Raw genomic sequence first — 14,502 nt, 5'->3', positions numbered from 1 at the left:
GTGGTGGGCCTTCCGACTGCCGGGGTTCCTGACCCCCTAACGATAGCGCTCTGACAAATGTCAGACATGGCCAGAAGTCAGAGTTTGCCGAATGTCAGCGACTGACATAATGTCCCTCGGTAGTGGCGCCCGTCAGGCCGGACGACTCGTGGGGACGGGTGGGCCGGGGCGCCACGACCACGTTCCCGAGCTCCCGGAAGGCCCTCCAGATGAGCCAGTCCGTCGTCAACAGCGAGAAGGCGGACGTACCGCCGCAGCGCAGCGCGCCGCCCACCGGCCGGCGCAGCCTGCAGGGCCACCCCTGGCTCACCCTGCTCACCGTCGCCGTGGGCGTGATGATGGTGGCGCTCGACGGCACCGTCGTGGCCATCGCGAACCCGGCCATCCAGACCGACCTCGGTGCCTCGCCCGCCGACATCCAGTGGGTGACCAGCGGCTACCTGCTGGCGCTCGCGGTGTTCCTGATCACCGCCGGCAAGATCGGCGACCGCTTCGGCCACAAGGCGACCTTCCTGGTCGGCGCGGCCGGGTTCGCCGCCACCTCGGCCGCGATCGGTTTTGCGACCAACATCCAGACCGTGATCGCCTTCCGCGTGCTGCAGGGTCTCTTCGGCGCGCTGCTGCAGCCCGCTGCGCTCGGTCTGCTGCGCGGCGCCTTCCCGGTCGAGAAGCTGAACATGGCGATCGGCATCTGGGCCGGCGTGATCGGCGCGTCCACGGCGGCCGGGCCGATCGTCGGCGGCCTGCTGGTCGAGCACGTCAGCTGGCAGTCGGTCTTCTTCATCAACGTGCCCGTCGGCCTGATCGCCCTGGCCCTGGGCCTGTGGATCCTGCGGGACGTACGGGCCGAGAACGCCGCCAAGTCCTTCGACATCCCCGGCATCGTGCTGCTGTCGGCCGCGATGTTCATGCTGGTCTGGGGCATCATCAAGGCTCCGGCCTGGGGCTGGGGCGACACCAGCACGCTGCTCTTCCTCGGCGGCGCGGTGGTCGCCATGGTGCTCTTCGCGCTCTGGCAGGGCAGGGCGAAGGAGCCGCTGGTCCCGCTCGGCCTGTTCCGCTCGGTGCCGCTCTCCGCGGGCACGCTGCTGATGGTGCTGATGGCCTTCGCGTTCTTCGGCGCGATCTTCTTCGTCACCTTCTACCTGCAGAACGTGCACGGGATGACGCCCGTCCAGGCCGGCGTCCACCTGCTGCCGATGACCGGCATGATGATCGTCGGCGCACCGGCGGCCGGTGCCGCGATCGGCAAGGTCGGCCCGCGCATCCCGATCGTGGTGGGCATGCTGCTCACCACCGTGGCGATGTACGGCATGTCCACCCTGGACACCGGCTCGGGCACCGGCGTGATGTCGCTCTGGTTCGTCCTGATGGGCCTGGGCATCAGCCCGGTCATGGTCGGTGCGACCGAGGTGATCGTCGGCAACGCCCCGCTGGAGCTCGCCGGGGTGGCCGGCGGTCTGCAGCAGGCCGCGATGCAGGTCGGCGGCAGCCTGGGCACCGCCGTGCTGGGCGCGGTGATGGCCGCCAAGGTCACCGACGTCCTGCCTGGCAACTGGGCCAAGGCGGGCCTGCCGCCGGTCGAGGGCGCCCAAGCCGAGGGCCTGAAGCAGGCCGCCCAGCTCGGCATCACCCCGCCCGCCCGGCCCGGCACCCCCGAACAGGTCGTCCACGGCATGGCCACGGCGGTGCACGACTCCTTCGTCAGCGGCATGTCGCTGGCCTTCGGAGTCGCCGCGGTGGTCGCCTTCGCCGCCGCCGTGCTCGCCCTGCTCACCAAGAAGGGCGAGACCGAGGCCGGCCCGGCCGTACACATCTGACCGGAGACCCGTAACGCCACTGCGACGGGCCGGCCACAGGGGCGCGGGGAACTGCGCGCAGCGGAAGGGCACTACTCGTACTCTCCGCCTCGCGCAGTTCCCCGCGCCCCTTGGGGTACCCGATCCCGATCGGTGCACCTACCGGCGGAGCCTCTCAGGTGTTCTGGCCCTGGTACTCCGTGGCCTCCTGCACGTAGCGGACCCGCTCCTCCAGCTCCAGGTCGGGGAAGTAGTCCTTGAGCCGGACTCCGGCCTCGACCGGGGGCAGGTGGAGCTCGGTGAGCAGGAACCTGGCCCTGGCGATGATCTCTTCCTTCATAGGGCGATCCTCGCCGCGAACAGACGCCAGGGCGCCCCGAGTTAGGCCGCTGGTAGGAAACAACGCGAAGGGCCGGACCCCCGATCGGGAGTCCGGCCCTTCGTCGTGCCTCAGGTCAGGCGTCGCCGCCGGCGGCGCCCGGGTCGGCCGCGGCCACGTCCAGCAGCTGGTAGCGGTCGATCGCGTCCTTCAGGGCGCTGCGGTCGATCTTGCCCTGCTTGGCGAGCTCGGTGAGCACGCCCAGGACCACCGACTGCGCGTCGATGTGGAAGAAGCGACGCGCGGCGCCACGGGTGTCGGCGAAGCCGAAGCCGTCCGCACCCAGCGACTGGTAGACGCCCGGCACCCAGCGCGAGATCTGGTCCGGCACCGCACGCATCCAGTCGGAGACGGCGACGAACGGGCCCTCGGCGCCCTGGAGCTTGGCAGTCACGTACGGGACGCGCTGCGGCTCCTCCGGGTGCAGCAGGTTGAACTCCTCGGCCTCCACCGCGTCGCGGCGCAGCTCGTTCCAGGAGGTCGCCGACCACACGTCGGCCTTGACGTTCCACTCCTCGGCGAGGATGCGCTGGGCCTCCAGGGCCCACGGCACCGCCACGCCCGAGGCGAGGATCTGGGCCGGGATCTGGCCCGCGGTGGCCGGCGCGTACCGGTGCAGACCCTTGAGGATGCCCTCGACGTCGACGTTCTCCGGCTCGGCCGGCATCTTGATCGGCTCGTTGTAGACCGTCATGTAGTAGAAGACGTCCTCGCCGTGCGGGTGCTCCGCCGTCGAGCCGTACATCCGCCGCAGACCGTCCTGGACGATGTGCGCGATCTCGAAGCCGTACGCGGGGTCGTACGCGACGACGCCCGGGTTGGTCGACGCGAGCAGCTGCGAGTGGCCGTCCGCGTGCTGCAGACCCTCACCGGTCAGCGTGGTGCGGCCGGCGGTGGCGCCGATCACGAAGCCGCGGGCCAGCTGGTCGGCCATCTGCCAGAACTGGTCGCCGGTGCGCTGGAACCCGAACATCGAGTAGAAGACGTAGACCGGGATCAGCGGCTCGCCGTGCGTCGCGTAGGACGAACCGGCGGCGATCAGCGAGGCGGTGCAGCCGGCCTCGGAGATGCCGTCGTGCAGCATCTGGCCGGTCGGGGACTCCTTGTAGGCGAGGAGCAGCTCGCGGTCGACCGACTCGTAGGTCTGGCCGAGCGGGTTGTAGATCTTCGCCGACGGGAACAGCGAGTCCATACCGAAGGTGCGGTACTCGTCGGGCGCGATCGGCACGAAGCGGTTGCCGATGCCCTTGTCCCGCATCAGGTCCTTGAGCACCCGGACGAACGCCATGGTGGTGGCGATGGTCTGGTTGCCGGAACCCTTCTTGACCGCCTTGTACGCGTCGTCGCCCGGGAGGACGAGCTGACGCGGCCGCACCTTGCGGGTCGGCACGTAGCCGCCCAGCTCCTTGCGGCGGTCGTGCATGTACTGGATCTCTTCGGAGTCGCGGCCCGGGTGGTAGTAGGGCGGGTAGCCCTCTTCGAGCTGCTTGTCCGTGATCGGGATGTGCAGGCGGTCGCGGAAGCGCTTCAGGTCCTCGACCGTCAGCTTCTTCATCTGGTGCGTCGCGTTGCGGCCCTCGAAGTTCGGGCCCAGCGTCCAGCCCTTGACGGTCTGCGCGAGGATGACGGTCGGCTGGCCCTTGTGCTCGCGGGCCGCCTTGAACGCCGCGTACACCTTGCGGTGGTCGTGGCCGCCGCGACCCAGGTGCTGGATCTGCTGGTCGGTCATGTCCTCGACCATCTTGCGCAGCCGCAGGTCGTCACCGAAGAAGTGCTCGCGGATGTACGCGCCGGTCTCGGTGGCGTAGGTCTGGAACTGGCCGTCCACCGTGGTGTTCAGCTTGTTGACCAGCACGCCGTCGCGGTCCTGGGCGAGCAGCGGGTCCCAGCTGCGGTCCCAGACCAGCTTGATGACGTTCCAGCCGGCGCCGCGGAACTGCGACTCCAGCTCCTGGATGATCTTGCCGTTGCCGCGGACCGGGCCGTCGAGGCGCTGCAGGTTGCAGTTGACGACGAAGGTCAGGTTGTCCAGGCCCTCGCGGGCGGCCAGGGAGAGCTGGCCGAGCGACTCGGGCTCGTCCATCTCGCCGTCGCCGAGGAAGGCGTACACGTGCGAGGACGAGGTGTCCTTGATGCCGCGGTGCTCCAGGTAGCGGTTCATCCGGGCCTGGTAGATCGCGCCGAGCGGGCCGAGGCCCATCGAGACGGTCGGGAACTCCCAGAAGTCCGGCATCAGCCGCGGGTGCGGGTAGCTGGAGAGGCCGTACGGGGCCTTCGACTTCTCCTGGCGGAACGCGTCGAGCTGCTGCTCGGACAGTCGGTCCAGGAGGAAGGCGCGGGCGTAGATACCGGGGGAGGCGTGGCCCTGGAAGAAGATCTGGTCGCCGGACTCGCCCTCGGCGTCCTTGCCCCGGAAGAAGTAGTTGAAGCCCACGTCGTAGAGCGACGCGGAGGATGCGAAGGTGGCGATGTGGCCACCGACGCCGATGCCGGGGCGCTGAGCCCGGGAGACCATCACGGCCGCGTTCCAGCGGGTCGCGTTGAGGACCTTGCGCTCGATCTCCTCGTTGCCGGGGAAGAAGGGCTCGTCCTTGGTGGCGATGGTGTTGACGTAGTCCGTGCTGCGCATCTCGGGCACGGCGACACGCTTCTCGCGGGCACGCTCGATCAGGCGGAGCATCAGGTAGCGGGCACGCTCGCGCCCCCGCTCGTCGATGGCCGCGTCAAGCGACTCCAGCCATTCCGCGGTCTCCTCGGGATCGAAGTCCGGGACCTGACTCGGAAGGCCGCCAATGATGATCGGGTTGCGATCGGATCCGGAAGCCACGCTGTTCCTTCACTGTCGGTCTAACTGAGGTGTGTCGCGCCGCCTCCATCGTGTACCGAAACTCGGAGAGCCGTCATCTCTACCGATGGGTAACCGTTCCGCCTGGTGGGCGGGCCGGTCAGGTGGCGTGCGACAGGCTCCGTTGCCTGGGCTGCGCACCACCGGGTGGTACGAAGAGGTGGTCCGACCTGTACCTGAATGTTTCAGGCTCCCTGCCGTCCGATTGCGGGCGGCCGGGTGAGGGCCAACAGGAGACTCTACGCCCGCCCTGGTGCCTGGTCCGAATGCCGTTCGTATCTCGGTCAGGTGTATGGCCTGGATATTCGTCGGCGCCACAGCATCATGGGGTCTTGCAGAAAAGGGCAAATCGGTGTGAGGTGTGACACATCGGTCGGCGTGTCCTCCTGCGACACGTCAACCTTTGGGTGGGATCGGGGGTCGGGTACTTGCGCGAACCGCCGGTCCCGTGTGGACTACGGCCACAGCCTCGGCATGGATGCCGAGCCGAATACTGGAGGTTATTCCCGTGAGCGCGACCGCGGACCCCGCGGACAAGTCCAACAACCCGGCGCACCGTCTCGGTTTCGAGAAGGACCAGATCGTCCAGGAGCTCGGGTTCGACGAAGACTGTGACCAGGACCTCCGCGAGGGCATCGAGGAGATCACCGGCACCGAGCTCGTCGACGAGGACTACGACGACGTCGCCGACGCCGTCCTGCTGTGGCACCGCGAGGAGGACGGGGATCTCACCGACGCTCTGGTCGACGCCCTGGAGTACCTGGCGGACGGCGGCCTGGTGTGGCTGCTGACCCCCAAGACGGGCCGTGACGGGCACGTCGAGGCGCACGAGATCGCCGACGCCGCCCGGACGGCCGGCCTCTCCCAGACCAGCTCGGTGGCCATCGCCAAGGACTGGGCGGGCACCCGCCTGGCCTCCCCGAAGGCGGCGAAGACCGGCAAGCGCTGAGCCGCCCACCGCTCTCTCCCCGGACCCCGCTGGAGCTTCCTCCAGCGGGGTCCGGCCGTTTCTCCACCCGGCCTGTAGGTGCCGCCGGGGAGACTGTTCACCCAGGGCGAAACCGGGCGGGTACGGGCCAGCCGGGCTCACCCGTACGGCGGAATCGCCCCGAACGGATGTAAGGATGCCCTCTAGTCGCGCGGCGCAGCGTGGGCCGCGGCACCCGGTTTAGGAAGGTCCCACCATGGCCATCGAGGTCGGCACCCAGGCTCCGGATTTCGAGCTCAAGAACCAGCACGGCGAGCTGGTCAAGCTCTCCGACTTCCAGGGCGAGAAGAACGTCGTCCTGGTCTTCTACCCGTTCGCCTTCACCGGTGTCTGCACCGGCGAGGTCTGCGCGATCCAGAAGGAGCTGCCCCGCCTCCAGAACGACTCGGTGCAGATCCTCGCGGTCTCCAACGACTCGCCCTTCACCCTCCGCGTCTTCGCCGACCAGGAGAACCTCGAGTACCCGCTGCTCTCCGACTTCTGGCCGCACGGCGAGGTCTCCAAGGCGTACGGCGTCTTCGACGAGGAGAAGGGCTGCGCGGTGCGCGGCACCTTCGTGATCGACAAGACCGGCGTGGTCCGCTGGTCGGTCGTCAACGGCCTCCCGGACGCGCGCGACGAGCAGGCCTACCTCGAGGCCGTCGAGGCGCTCTGAGCCCCGGTTGACGGCTTCCCTCGGCCCGGTGTGGGGCCAATCGCCGCGAGCCCCTTGTGGCTCGCAGCGAGCGGCGAATAGCAGCCACGCCGGGCCGAGTCACTGCCCGATGGGGGAACCCGGCACTACGATCGGGCCGTTGGCAGGAGACAGGAGTCCTTCCAAATGCGGAAGGCGACTGGGACCGCACCACCGGGGGCACCACGACGTGCCTCCCGAATCTTGGAGGACAAGTGGGTGTCAGCCTGAGCAAGGGCGGCAATGTCTCGCTCACCAAGGAGGCTCCCGGCCTGACCGCCGTGATCGTCGGCCTTGGCTGGGACGTCCGCACCACCACCGGCTCCGATTTCGACCTCGATGCCAGCGCCCTGCTCTGCAACGAGGCCGGCAAGGTCGGGTCGGACGGCAACTTCGTCTTCTTCAACAACCTCAAGAGCCCGGACGGTTCCGTCGAGCACACCGGTGACAACCTCACCGGTGAGGGCGAGGGCGACGACGAGCAGATCAAGGTCAACCTGGTCGGCGTGCCGGCCGAGGTGACCAAGATCGTCTTCCCGGTCTCGATCTACGACGCCGAGAACCGCCAGCAGAACTTCGGCCAGGTCCGCAACGCCTTCATCCGCGTGGTGAACCAGGCGGGCGGCGCCGAGATCGCCCGCTACGACCTCTCCGAGGACGCCTCCACCGAGACGGCGATGGTCTTCGGCGAGCTCTACCGCAACGGCGAGGAGTGGAAGTTCCGTGCCATCGGCCAGGGGTACGCCTCCGGCCTGCGCGGGATCGCCCAGGACTTCGGGGTCAATGTCTGACCCGATGCCCGGGTGAATAGTCTTGGGGCCGGGGCCGGCGGGAGCGTACAGCGCTCCCGCCGGCCCCGGTCTCTGCTGTGCTGCGGCACGGCCGGACACGCCGGCACGGAGTTCAGCAAGTTCAGCGGGTCAGTAGGGCCCGCAAGGGGCTGCGGGGGCATACACCTGTGGTGCGCCTGACCGCGGCACCGTGCGGTGCGCAGGAGACGCGTACCGCACCGACGCAGACGGAGCCCCGGCGACGGGGGAACTGGGAGGAAGTACAGCATGAGTGTCACGCTCGCGAAGGGCGGCAACGTCTCGCTCACCAAGGCCGCGCCGAACCTGACGCAGGTGCAGATCGGCCTGGGCTGGGACGCCCGCTCCACCACCGGAGCGCCCTTCGACCTCGACGCGAGCGCCCTGCTCTGCGGCGGGGGCCGGGTGCTGGGTGACGAGTACTTCGTGTTCTACAACAACCTCAAGAGCCCCGAGGGTTCGGTCGAGCACCAGGGTGACAACCTCACCGGTGACGGTGACGGTGACGACGAGGTGGTCGTGGTCAACCTCGACCTGGTGCCGGTGCAGGTCGACAAGGTCGTGTTCGCGGTCTCCATCTACGACGCCGAGGCCCGACTGCAGAACTTCGGCCAGGTCAGCAACGCCTACATCCGCGTGGTGAATCTCGGTGACAACCAGGAGATCGCCCGCTACGACCTCACCGAGGACGCCTCCACCGAGACGGCCATGATCTTCGGTGAGCTCTACCGCTACCAGGGCGAGTGGAAGTTCCGCGCGGTGGGCCAGGGTTACGCCTCCGGCCTGCGCGGCATCGCCCTGGACTTCGGGGTAAATGTACAGTAAAGCCCCGGCTATTCTCCTGAACTCGAAAGGTAACTGACTCCGTGTTCCTCCGCACATTCGGATGGTCCTTCGCCATCACGATAGTCGGCCTGATCGCCGCCGCCCTGATCTGGGGGGCCGAAGGTTTCGGCGTGGTGCTGATCCTGTCGATCCTTGAGATCTCCCTGTCGTTCGACAACGCGGTCGTCAACGCCACCGTCCTGAAGCGGATGAACGCGTTCTGGCAGAAGATCTTCCTCACCGTGGGCGTGCTGATCGCCGTCTTCGGTATGCGGCTGATCTTCCCGCTGCTGGTGGTCGGTCTGACGGCTCATCTCAACCCGGGCACCGTGATCGAGCTGGCCCTGGACTCCACCAAGACCTACAACGGTCACACCTACGGCGAGTACCTGGAGATGGCCAACCCGGCCATCGCGGCCTTCGGTGGCATCTTCCTCCTGATGATCTTCCTCGACTTCATATTCGAGGAGAAGGACTTCAACTGGCTGCGCTGGCTGGAGAAGCCGCTCGAGAAGATCGGCAAGCTCGACGCGCTCTCCTCGGTGATCGCCCTGGTCTCGCTGGCCCTGGCGGCCAACTTCTTCGCCGGTGAGCACGCCGAGACGGTGCTGCTGGCGGGTCTGATGGGCCTGGCCACCTACCTGGCCGTGAACGGTCTCTCCGGTGTCTTCGAGTCGGGTCTGGAGGAGCAGGAGGAGGCCGAGGAAGAGGCCCAGAAGACCGGCAAGTCCATCGTCCAGGTGGGCGGGAAGGCCGCGTTCTTCCTCTTCCTCTACTTGGAGGTGCTGGACGCCTCGTTCTCCTTCGACGGTGTGGTCGGCGCCTTCGCCATCTCCCAGGACATCTTCATGATCACCCTGGGTCTGGGCATCGGCGCGATGTACATCCGCTCGCTGACGGTCTACCTGGTCCGCAAGGGCACCCTGGACGACTACGTCTACCTGGAGCACGGCGCGCACTACGCGATCGGCGCGCTGGCGGTCATCCTGCTGGTCTCCATCAAGTACCACATCCCGGAGATCGTCACCGGCCTGATCGGGGTCGCCTTCATCGGCGCCGCGCTGGCCTCCTCGGTGGTCCGCAACAAGCGCGAGCAGGCGATCGAGGGCGAACCCGAGCTCGAAGCCAGCAACGTGAGCTGACGCGGCAACGCAGACGGCCCCTCCGCACTCGTGCGGAGGGGCCGTTGCCGTTCGGGGGCGCCGGTGGTCAGCCGAGCTGCTGCTCGATGGCGCGCAGCTTGCGCTCCAGCGAGTCCAGCTTGGGCATCGCCAGGGTGTCGTCGTCCGAGGACAGGTCGATGGTGGAGCTCATCGAGCTGCCCACGGCCGCACGGGGGCGGCGGCCGGCGTTCAGGGCGGCGGGTTCGAGCGCGGACGGGCCGACCTTGGCCATCGGATCCTCGGCTAGTGCAGGCTCCGTAGCGGACTGTCCGTCGCCGGAGCCGGCTGCGGTCAGCGCGGGCACCTGACGGCCACCGCGGGCCCGGGCCAGCATGCCGCCCTGGCGGGAGATCGCCTTCAGCTCGGCCCGCTCGCGGCGGTCGGCGCTGCGGGCGCGCATCTTGGCGTCCAGCTTGGCCTGCCGCTCGTCGCGCACCTCGTCCACCGCCTCGTCCAGGCTGCGCACGTTCTCCAGCAGCATCAGCGACCAGGCCGCGTACGTCTCACGGGGCGCGCGGATCCAGCGGACGATGCGGATCTGCGGCAGCGGGCGGGGGACCAGGCCCTGCTCGCGCAGGGCGGCCCGGCGGGTCTGCTTGAGCGCGCGGTCGAAGAGGATCGCGGCCGAGATCGACATGCCGGAGAAGAACTGCGGGGCGCCGTCGTGCGCACCGCCGCGCGGGGCGTGCACCCAGTTGAACCAGGCCGAGGCGACGGCGAAGACCCAGACCAGCAGACGGGAGCCGAGCGCCGCGTCACCGTGGCTGGCCTCGCGCACCGCGAGCACCGAGCAGAACATCGCCGCGCCGTCCAGGCCGAACGGGACGAGGTACTCCCAGCCGCCGGAGAGGCCCAGGTTCTCCGTGCCGAAACCGACCAGGCCGTGGAAGGAGAGCGCGGCCGCGACGCCCGCACACAGGAACAGCAGCACGTAGGAGGCGATCCCGTAGATCATCTCCTTGCGGCGCCGGCGCTCCTCGGTGCGCTCCCAGGAGTCGCCGGACTCTTCGGACTTGTTGTTCTTGAAGCGCAGGGTGGCCACCAGGATGGCGGTGAACAGCAGGGCTGCGCCGCCGATGACGGCCCAGACCAGCTGTATGGAGGAGAGGTTCATTGCGGGTTGGGCCTCGGCTTTCCGCAGTTCGGGGCAGCGGCGCGGGGCCGGAGGCCGGCCGGCGCCCGGGGCGCCGCCGTCGTCCACCTCGGCCGTTTGTACGGGCAGGGGGTGTGGTCGCAGTGCGGCACAGGGGTCAGTTCCCGCAGGATGCGTCGGGCCTGACGGTGCGTCGTTGCCACCGTGGGCGCCCGAGCGTACCCGTACGTGACGGAAGGTACACCTGTGCGGCTAGACGATATCGCGTCCGAGGGGACCGCATCGTACGGGAGGTGACTCTTGTTCTGCCACTACGACACGTAGGACCTCTGACGGCGCCTCGGTCGCCCGCTGACTGGGTATGGGGTTTTATGGCCCCCGGAGGTCCCTTGCCGGGCACGATGGGGCATGGCCGGCGGATCATGGGCCGTCGGTTCGGTGGGCAGGCTGCTTTGGGGGAGGACGCGATGGTCTCGGTCTGGGAGTTCCTGCGGGGGGAGCGGAACACCGTCGACTCGGGCGGTCAGCACAAGATCACGCTGACCAAGTCGCAGCCGCAGCACGCCATAACGGGCCACGCCGCCACCACCGGCTACCTGTACGTCAACCTGCACTGGACGACCCGGACGGCCGAGCAGTCCGGCCGCGGATCGCTCCGCCGGCTCCTCGACCCGCGGATCCTGCGGCCGATGGAGCCCGACTCCTACCAGCGCCCGCAGCTGAACGTCGACCTCGACCTGGCCTGCATGTACGAACTCACCGACGGCACGCGCGGGGTGGTGCAGCCGCTCGGGAAGTACTTCGGCGACCTGCAGCGCCCGCCGTACATCAAGCTCAGCGGTGACGACGTGTACGGAGCGCCCTCCGGCGAGACGATGTACATCAACCTGGAGAAGAAGGACCAGTTCAAGCGGCTGCTGATCTTCGTGTACATCTACGACGACACGCCCGCCTTCGACCGGACCCACGCGACGGTCACCATCGTGCCGCAGAGCGGCCCGCGGATCGAGATCCGGCTGGACGAGCGGGCGGCGGCGGCCCGTTCGTGTGCGGTGGTGCTGATCGAGAACACCGGGGACGGGCAGCTGACGGTGCGTCGCGAGGTGCGGTACGTACACGGGTTCCAGTCGGACCTGGACCGGCTGTACGGCTTCGGGATGCAGTGGCAGCGCGGCTACAAGACGCCGGCCGGGCCGGGCTCCGGCGACTAGCGGAGGCTCCGCCGGGGCGCAAGGCGCGTGATTGGGCATCCCAGGGGCGCGGGGAACTGCGCGAAGCGGGAGGCTGCAAGCCGTTGCCTTCCGGTCTCGCGCAGTTCCCCGCGCCCCTGTGGTGGGCCCTACCTACCGGCGGAGCCTCTCAGCGGGGCTGGAACTGCGGGCCCTGCGGGGGCAGCGCGAAGGGCGTCTGCTCGGGCTGCGGCTGCTGCGGGGGCCGGGCCGGCGGCGGGGGCGCCACGGGGGGCTGGGCGGGCTGCTGCGGGTAGCCGTAGCCCGTCGGGTACTGCTGCTGGGGCGGGTAGCCGTAGCCCTGCGGCTGCGGCGCCTGCGGGTAGCCGTACCCGGTCGGCTGCGGCTGCGGGTAGCCGTAGGTGGGTTGCGGGGCCTGCGGGGCCTGGGGGTAGCCGTACCCAGGCTGGGCCTGGGGCTGCGCGGGCACCGGCGGGGCGGTCGGCGGCGGCGGGGGCGGCGTCGTGGGCATCGGGACGGCGGGCGCCAGGGTGTACGTGCCCGGCTCCTCGCGCGGGTCGGGCCGGGCTGGTGCGGCCGGTGCGGGCTCGGCCTGGGCTTCGGCCGCGGGCTCGGAGCGCTCCGGTGCGGTGGCGGCCTCGTCCTCCACGGTGATGCCGAAGTCGGTGGCCAGCCCGACCAGACCGCTGGCGTAGCCCTGGCCGACCGCGCGGAACTTCCAGACCCCGCCCCTGCGGTACAGCTCCGCGGCGACCAGGGCGCTGACGTCGCCGGTGTCCGTGACGGTGAACTCGGCGATCGCCTCCGCCCCTTCGGCCGCGCCGACGTCGTGGAGCAGCACGCGCAGATCGGTGACGGCCGGGAACGAACCACCCTCCGCCGAACCGGCCACCACGACCCGGTCGACCTCGGGCGGCAGCTTGGCGAGGTCCACCTCGACCGCGTCGGAGACCAGGCCGCCGTCCGGCGTCCGCTGCTTGGGCAGATGGCGGACGACCCCCGAGGGGTGACGCGGCTGGTTGTAGAAGACGAAGTCGGCATCCGAACGGACCTTGCCGTCGGCGCCGACGAGCAGCGCCGAGGCGTCCACGTCCGGTGAGCCCGGAGCCGCGCTCCAGCGCAGCACGGCGCGCACGGCGGCGGCCGTCAGCGAGATGTTGGCGCCTTTGGCCATCACGTGCGTCATAGTGCATCATCCTGCCCGTTCGCCACCGCTTCGGACAATGCGGGTGGTCGCGGCCACTGCGCGGGGTGGGAAAGGACTGCTGCCGGACCCCGCGCACGGTTGTGTGACACGGGCGGTAACCTTCCGAGAATTCGATGTTTCAGGGCTTTGCCTGGCCGGATCCGACCGTACGATGGGCGGCCAACGGCTCAGAGAATCCGCCTCCCTCGGCGAACCGGCGTGCGACGCGACCCGGGGGGAGTCGCGGCCACCTTGCCGTTCGACCTCTCTCACCGGCCGTCCCCGTATTCCGCGAACCTTCGGGCCGGTTGGTCCGTCTATCCAGATGTCAGAAACCGCCGACTCCGCACCGACCCAAGGGAGAGCATCTTGCGCCACTTCGGCCACCTTGCCGACGACGTACGCGGCCGGCTCTTCCTTGAACAGCCCGCCGCCTTCGACCGGAACAGCGAGGCGGCCGTGCTCTCCACCGCCCTCGGCGCGACCCTCTACAGCCCCGCCACCAGGACCACCCTGCAGGCGGACATCCGGAAGCAGGCCGCGCGCGGCGTCGTCTCGATGGTCCTCTGCCTGGAGGACGCGATAGCCGACCACGAGGTGCCGGGCGGCGAGGCCAACCTGGTCGCGCAGCTCACCGAGCTGAACGCGGGGTCCGGCACGGAGGGCATCCCGCTGCTCTTCATCCGGGTCCGGACCCCCGGGCAGATCACCGACCTCACCCGGCGGCTCGGGCCCGCCGTCCGTCTGCTCACCGGCTTCGTCGTCCCCAAGTTCACCGAGGAGAGCGGCGGTTCCTTCCTGGAGGCGCTCACCGACGCCGAGGCCGCCTGCGGGCAGCGGCTGTTCGCGATGCCGGTGCTGGAGTCCCCCGAACTCGCCCACCTGGAGACCCGCCGGGAGCAGCTCTTCGGCATCTCCCGCCTGCTGGAGAAGTACCGCGAGCGGATCCTGGCCGTCCGACTGGGCGTCACCGACCTGTGCTCCGCGTACGGACTGCGCCGTTCGCCCGACCTGACCGCGTACGACGTGGCGCTGGTCGCGGGTGTCATCGGTGACGTGGTGAACGTGCTCGGCCGGGCCGACGGCAGCGGATACACCGTCACCGGGCCGGTCTGGGAGTACTTCCCCGTCCAGGAGCGGATGTTCAAGCCCCAGCTCCGCCGTACCCCCTTCATCGAGGCGCACCCGCCGGCCGAGGGCGTCCGCCGGAGGATCATCGAGCACGACCTCGACGGGCTGATCCGCGAGATCGAACTCGACCGCGCCAACGGGCTGCTCGGCAAGACCTGCATCCACCCCAGCCACGTCCCGGCCGTGCACGCCCTCTCGGTGGTCACGCACGAGGAGTACTCCGACGCCCGCGACATCCTGAACCAGCACCAGGGCGGCGGCGGGGTGCTGCGCTCCGCGTACACGAACAAGATGAACGAGGCCAAGCCGCACCGGGCCTGGGCGGAGCGCGTACTGCTGCGGGCCGAGGTGTTCGGCGTCGCGCGCGAGGAGGTCAGCTTCGCCGAGCTGCTGGGCGCCTGCCTGTGCGGGTGAGCTGCGG

12 protein-coding genes are annotated in these 14,502 nt (G+C 69.4%); 8 read left to right on the top strand and 4 right to left on the bottom strand.

All coding sequences use genetic code 11. The features are described from left to right. The first annotated feature begins 209 nt into the window (after window positions 1-209). Complete coding sequence (locus FB465_RS09370) at window positions 210-1,820, top strand: MFS transporter (protein ID WP_145789378.1); 1,611 nt, start codon at window positions 210-212, stop codon at window positions 1,818-1,820. 154 nt (window positions 1,821-1,974) lie between these two features. Here FB465_RS09370 and FB465_RS35680 read toward each other — a convergent pair whose 3' ends face one another. Both FB465_RS35680 and aceE read right to left on the bottom strand, forming a co-directional pair. Further along, window positions 1,975-2,139, bottom strand: coding sequence for a hypothetical protein (locus FB465_RS35680; protein WP_170290535.1), 165 nt, complete (start codon window positions 2,137-2,139; stop codon window positions 1,975-1,977). A 115-nt stretch (window positions 2,140-2,254) separates the two neighbouring features. After that, window positions 2,255-5,005 (bottom strand): pyruvate dehydrogenase (acetyl-transferring), homodimeric type, encoded by a 2,751-nt coding sequence (gene aceE / locus FB465_RS09365; protein WP_145789376.1) that lies wholly within the window; start codon window positions 5,003-5,005, stop codon window positions 2,255-2,257. Between the two features lie 526 nt (window positions 5,006-5,531). On the opposite strand from aceE, the gene FB465_RS09360 reads away from it, so the two are divergent. The 5 genes from FB465_RS09360 (at window position 5,532) to FB465_RS09340 (ending at window position 9,460) form a co-directional block, all read left to right on the top strand. Next, on the top strand, window positions 5,532-5,972 hold the full coding sequence (locus tag FB465_RS09360) for a DUF3052 domain-containing protein (protein ID WP_145789374.1): 441 nt from the start codon (window positions 5,532-5,534) through the stop codon (window positions 5,970-5,972). A 235-nt stretch (window positions 5,973-6,207) separates the two neighbouring features. Beyond that, entirely contained in the window at window positions 6,208-6,666 is a 459-nt protein-coding gene (locus FB465_RS09355) for a peroxiredoxin (protein WP_145789372.1), read from the top strand. A gap of 233 nt (window positions 6,667-6,899) precedes the next feature. Beyond that, window positions 6,900-7,475 carry a TerD family protein gene (locus FB465_RS09350; protein WP_145789371.1) on the top strand — a complete coding sequence of 192 codons (576 nt, stop codon included), beginning with the start codon at window positions 6,900-6,902 and terminating at the stop codon, window positions 7,473-7,475. Window positions 7,476-7,742: 267 nt separating this feature from the next. Continuing rightward, window positions 7,743-8,318 (top strand): TerD family protein, encoded by a 576-nt coding sequence (locus tag FB465_RS09345; protein ID WP_145789369.1) that lies wholly within the window; start codon window positions 7,743-7,745, stop codon window positions 8,316-8,318. A gap of 41 nt (window positions 8,319-8,359) precedes the next feature. Continuing rightward, the gene (locus FB465_RS09340) at window positions 8,360-9,460 is read left to right on the top strand and encodes a DUF475 domain-containing protein (RefSeq protein ID WP_145789368.1); all 1,101 of its coding nucleotides are present in this window, start codon (window positions 8,360-8,362) and stop codon (window positions 9,458-9,460) included. Between the two features lie 67 nt (window positions 9,461-9,527). Here the strand turns inward: FB465_RS09340 and FB465_RS09335 are convergent, their stop codons facing one another. Next, window positions 9,528-10,595: a DUF2637 domain-containing protein gene (locus FB465_RS09335; protein ID WP_145789366.1), complete on the bottom strand. Its 1,068-nt coding sequence runs from the start codon at window positions 10,593-10,595 to the stop codon at window positions 9,528-9,530. Window positions 10,596-11,041: 446 nt separating this feature from the next. Between FB465_RS09335 and FB465_RS09330 the strand changes: the two genes are divergently transcribed. Beyond that, window positions 11,042-11,785: a TerD family protein gene (locus tag FB465_RS09330; protein ID WP_145797241.1), complete on the top strand. Its 744-nt coding sequence runs from the start codon at window positions 11,042-11,044 to the stop codon at window positions 11,783-11,785. Between the two features lie 148 nt (window positions 11,786-11,933). Here FB465_RS09330 and FB465_RS09325 read toward each other — a convergent pair whose 3' ends face one another. Next, complete coding sequence (locus tag FB465_RS09325; RefSeq protein WP_145789364.1) at window positions 11,934-12,950, bottom strand: TerD family protein; 1,017 nt, start codon at window positions 12,948-12,950, stop codon at window positions 11,934-11,936. A 369-nt stretch (window positions 12,951-13,319) separates the two neighbouring features. On the opposite strand from FB465_RS09325, the gene FB465_RS09320 reads away from it, so the two are divergent. After that, window positions 13,320-14,495 carry an HpcH/HpaI aldolase/citrate lyase family protein gene (locus FB465_RS09320; protein ID WP_145789363.1) on the top strand — a complete coding sequence of 392 codons (1,176 nt, stop codon included), beginning with the start codon at window positions 13,320-13,322 and terminating at the stop codon, window positions 14,493-14,495. Window positions 14,496-14,502 lie beyond the last annotated feature (7 nt).

It is taken from the genome of Kitasatospora atroaurantiaca, from assembly GCF_007828955.1.
In the GTDB taxonomy this organism is placed as follows: domain Bacteria; phylum Actinomycetota; class Actinomycetes; order Streptomycetales; family Streptomycetaceae; genus Kitasatospora; species Kitasatospora atroaurantiaca.
Note: the sequence above shows the minus strand (reverse complement) of the source record. Positions and strands in the feature narration are given on the sequence as shown.

Excerpts from the sequence above, each read along its gene's own strand:
- FB465_RS09370 (WP_145789378.1), top strand. The coding sequence starts at position 210 with ATGAGCCAGTCCGTCGTCAACAGCGAGAAGGCGGACGTACCGCCGCAG.
- FB465_RS35680 (WP_170290535.1), bottom strand. The coding sequence starts at position 2,139 with ATGAAGGAAGAGATCATCGCCAGGGCCAGGTTCCTGCTCACCGAGCTC.
- FB465_RS09355 (WP_145789372.1), top strand. The coding sequence starts at position 6,208 with ATGGCCATCGAGGTCGGCACCCAGGCTCCGGATTTCGAGCTCAAGAAC.
- FB465_RS09345 (WP_145789369.1), top strand. The coding sequence starts at position 7,743 with ATGAGTGTCACGCTCGCGAAGGGCGGCAACGTCTCGCTCACCAAGGCC.
- FB465_RS09335 (WP_145789366.1), bottom strand. The coding sequence starts at position 10,595 with ATGAACCTCTCCTCCATACAGCTGGTCTGGGCCGTCATCGGCGGCGCA.
- FB465_RS09330 (WP_145797241.1), top strand. The coding sequence starts at position 11,042 with ATGGTCTCGGTCTGGGAGTTCCTGCGGGGGGAGCGGAACACCGTCGAC.
- FB465_RS09325 (WP_145789364.1), bottom strand. The coding sequence starts at position 12,950 with ATGACGCACGTGATGGCCAAAGGCGCCAACATCTCGCTGACGGCCGCC.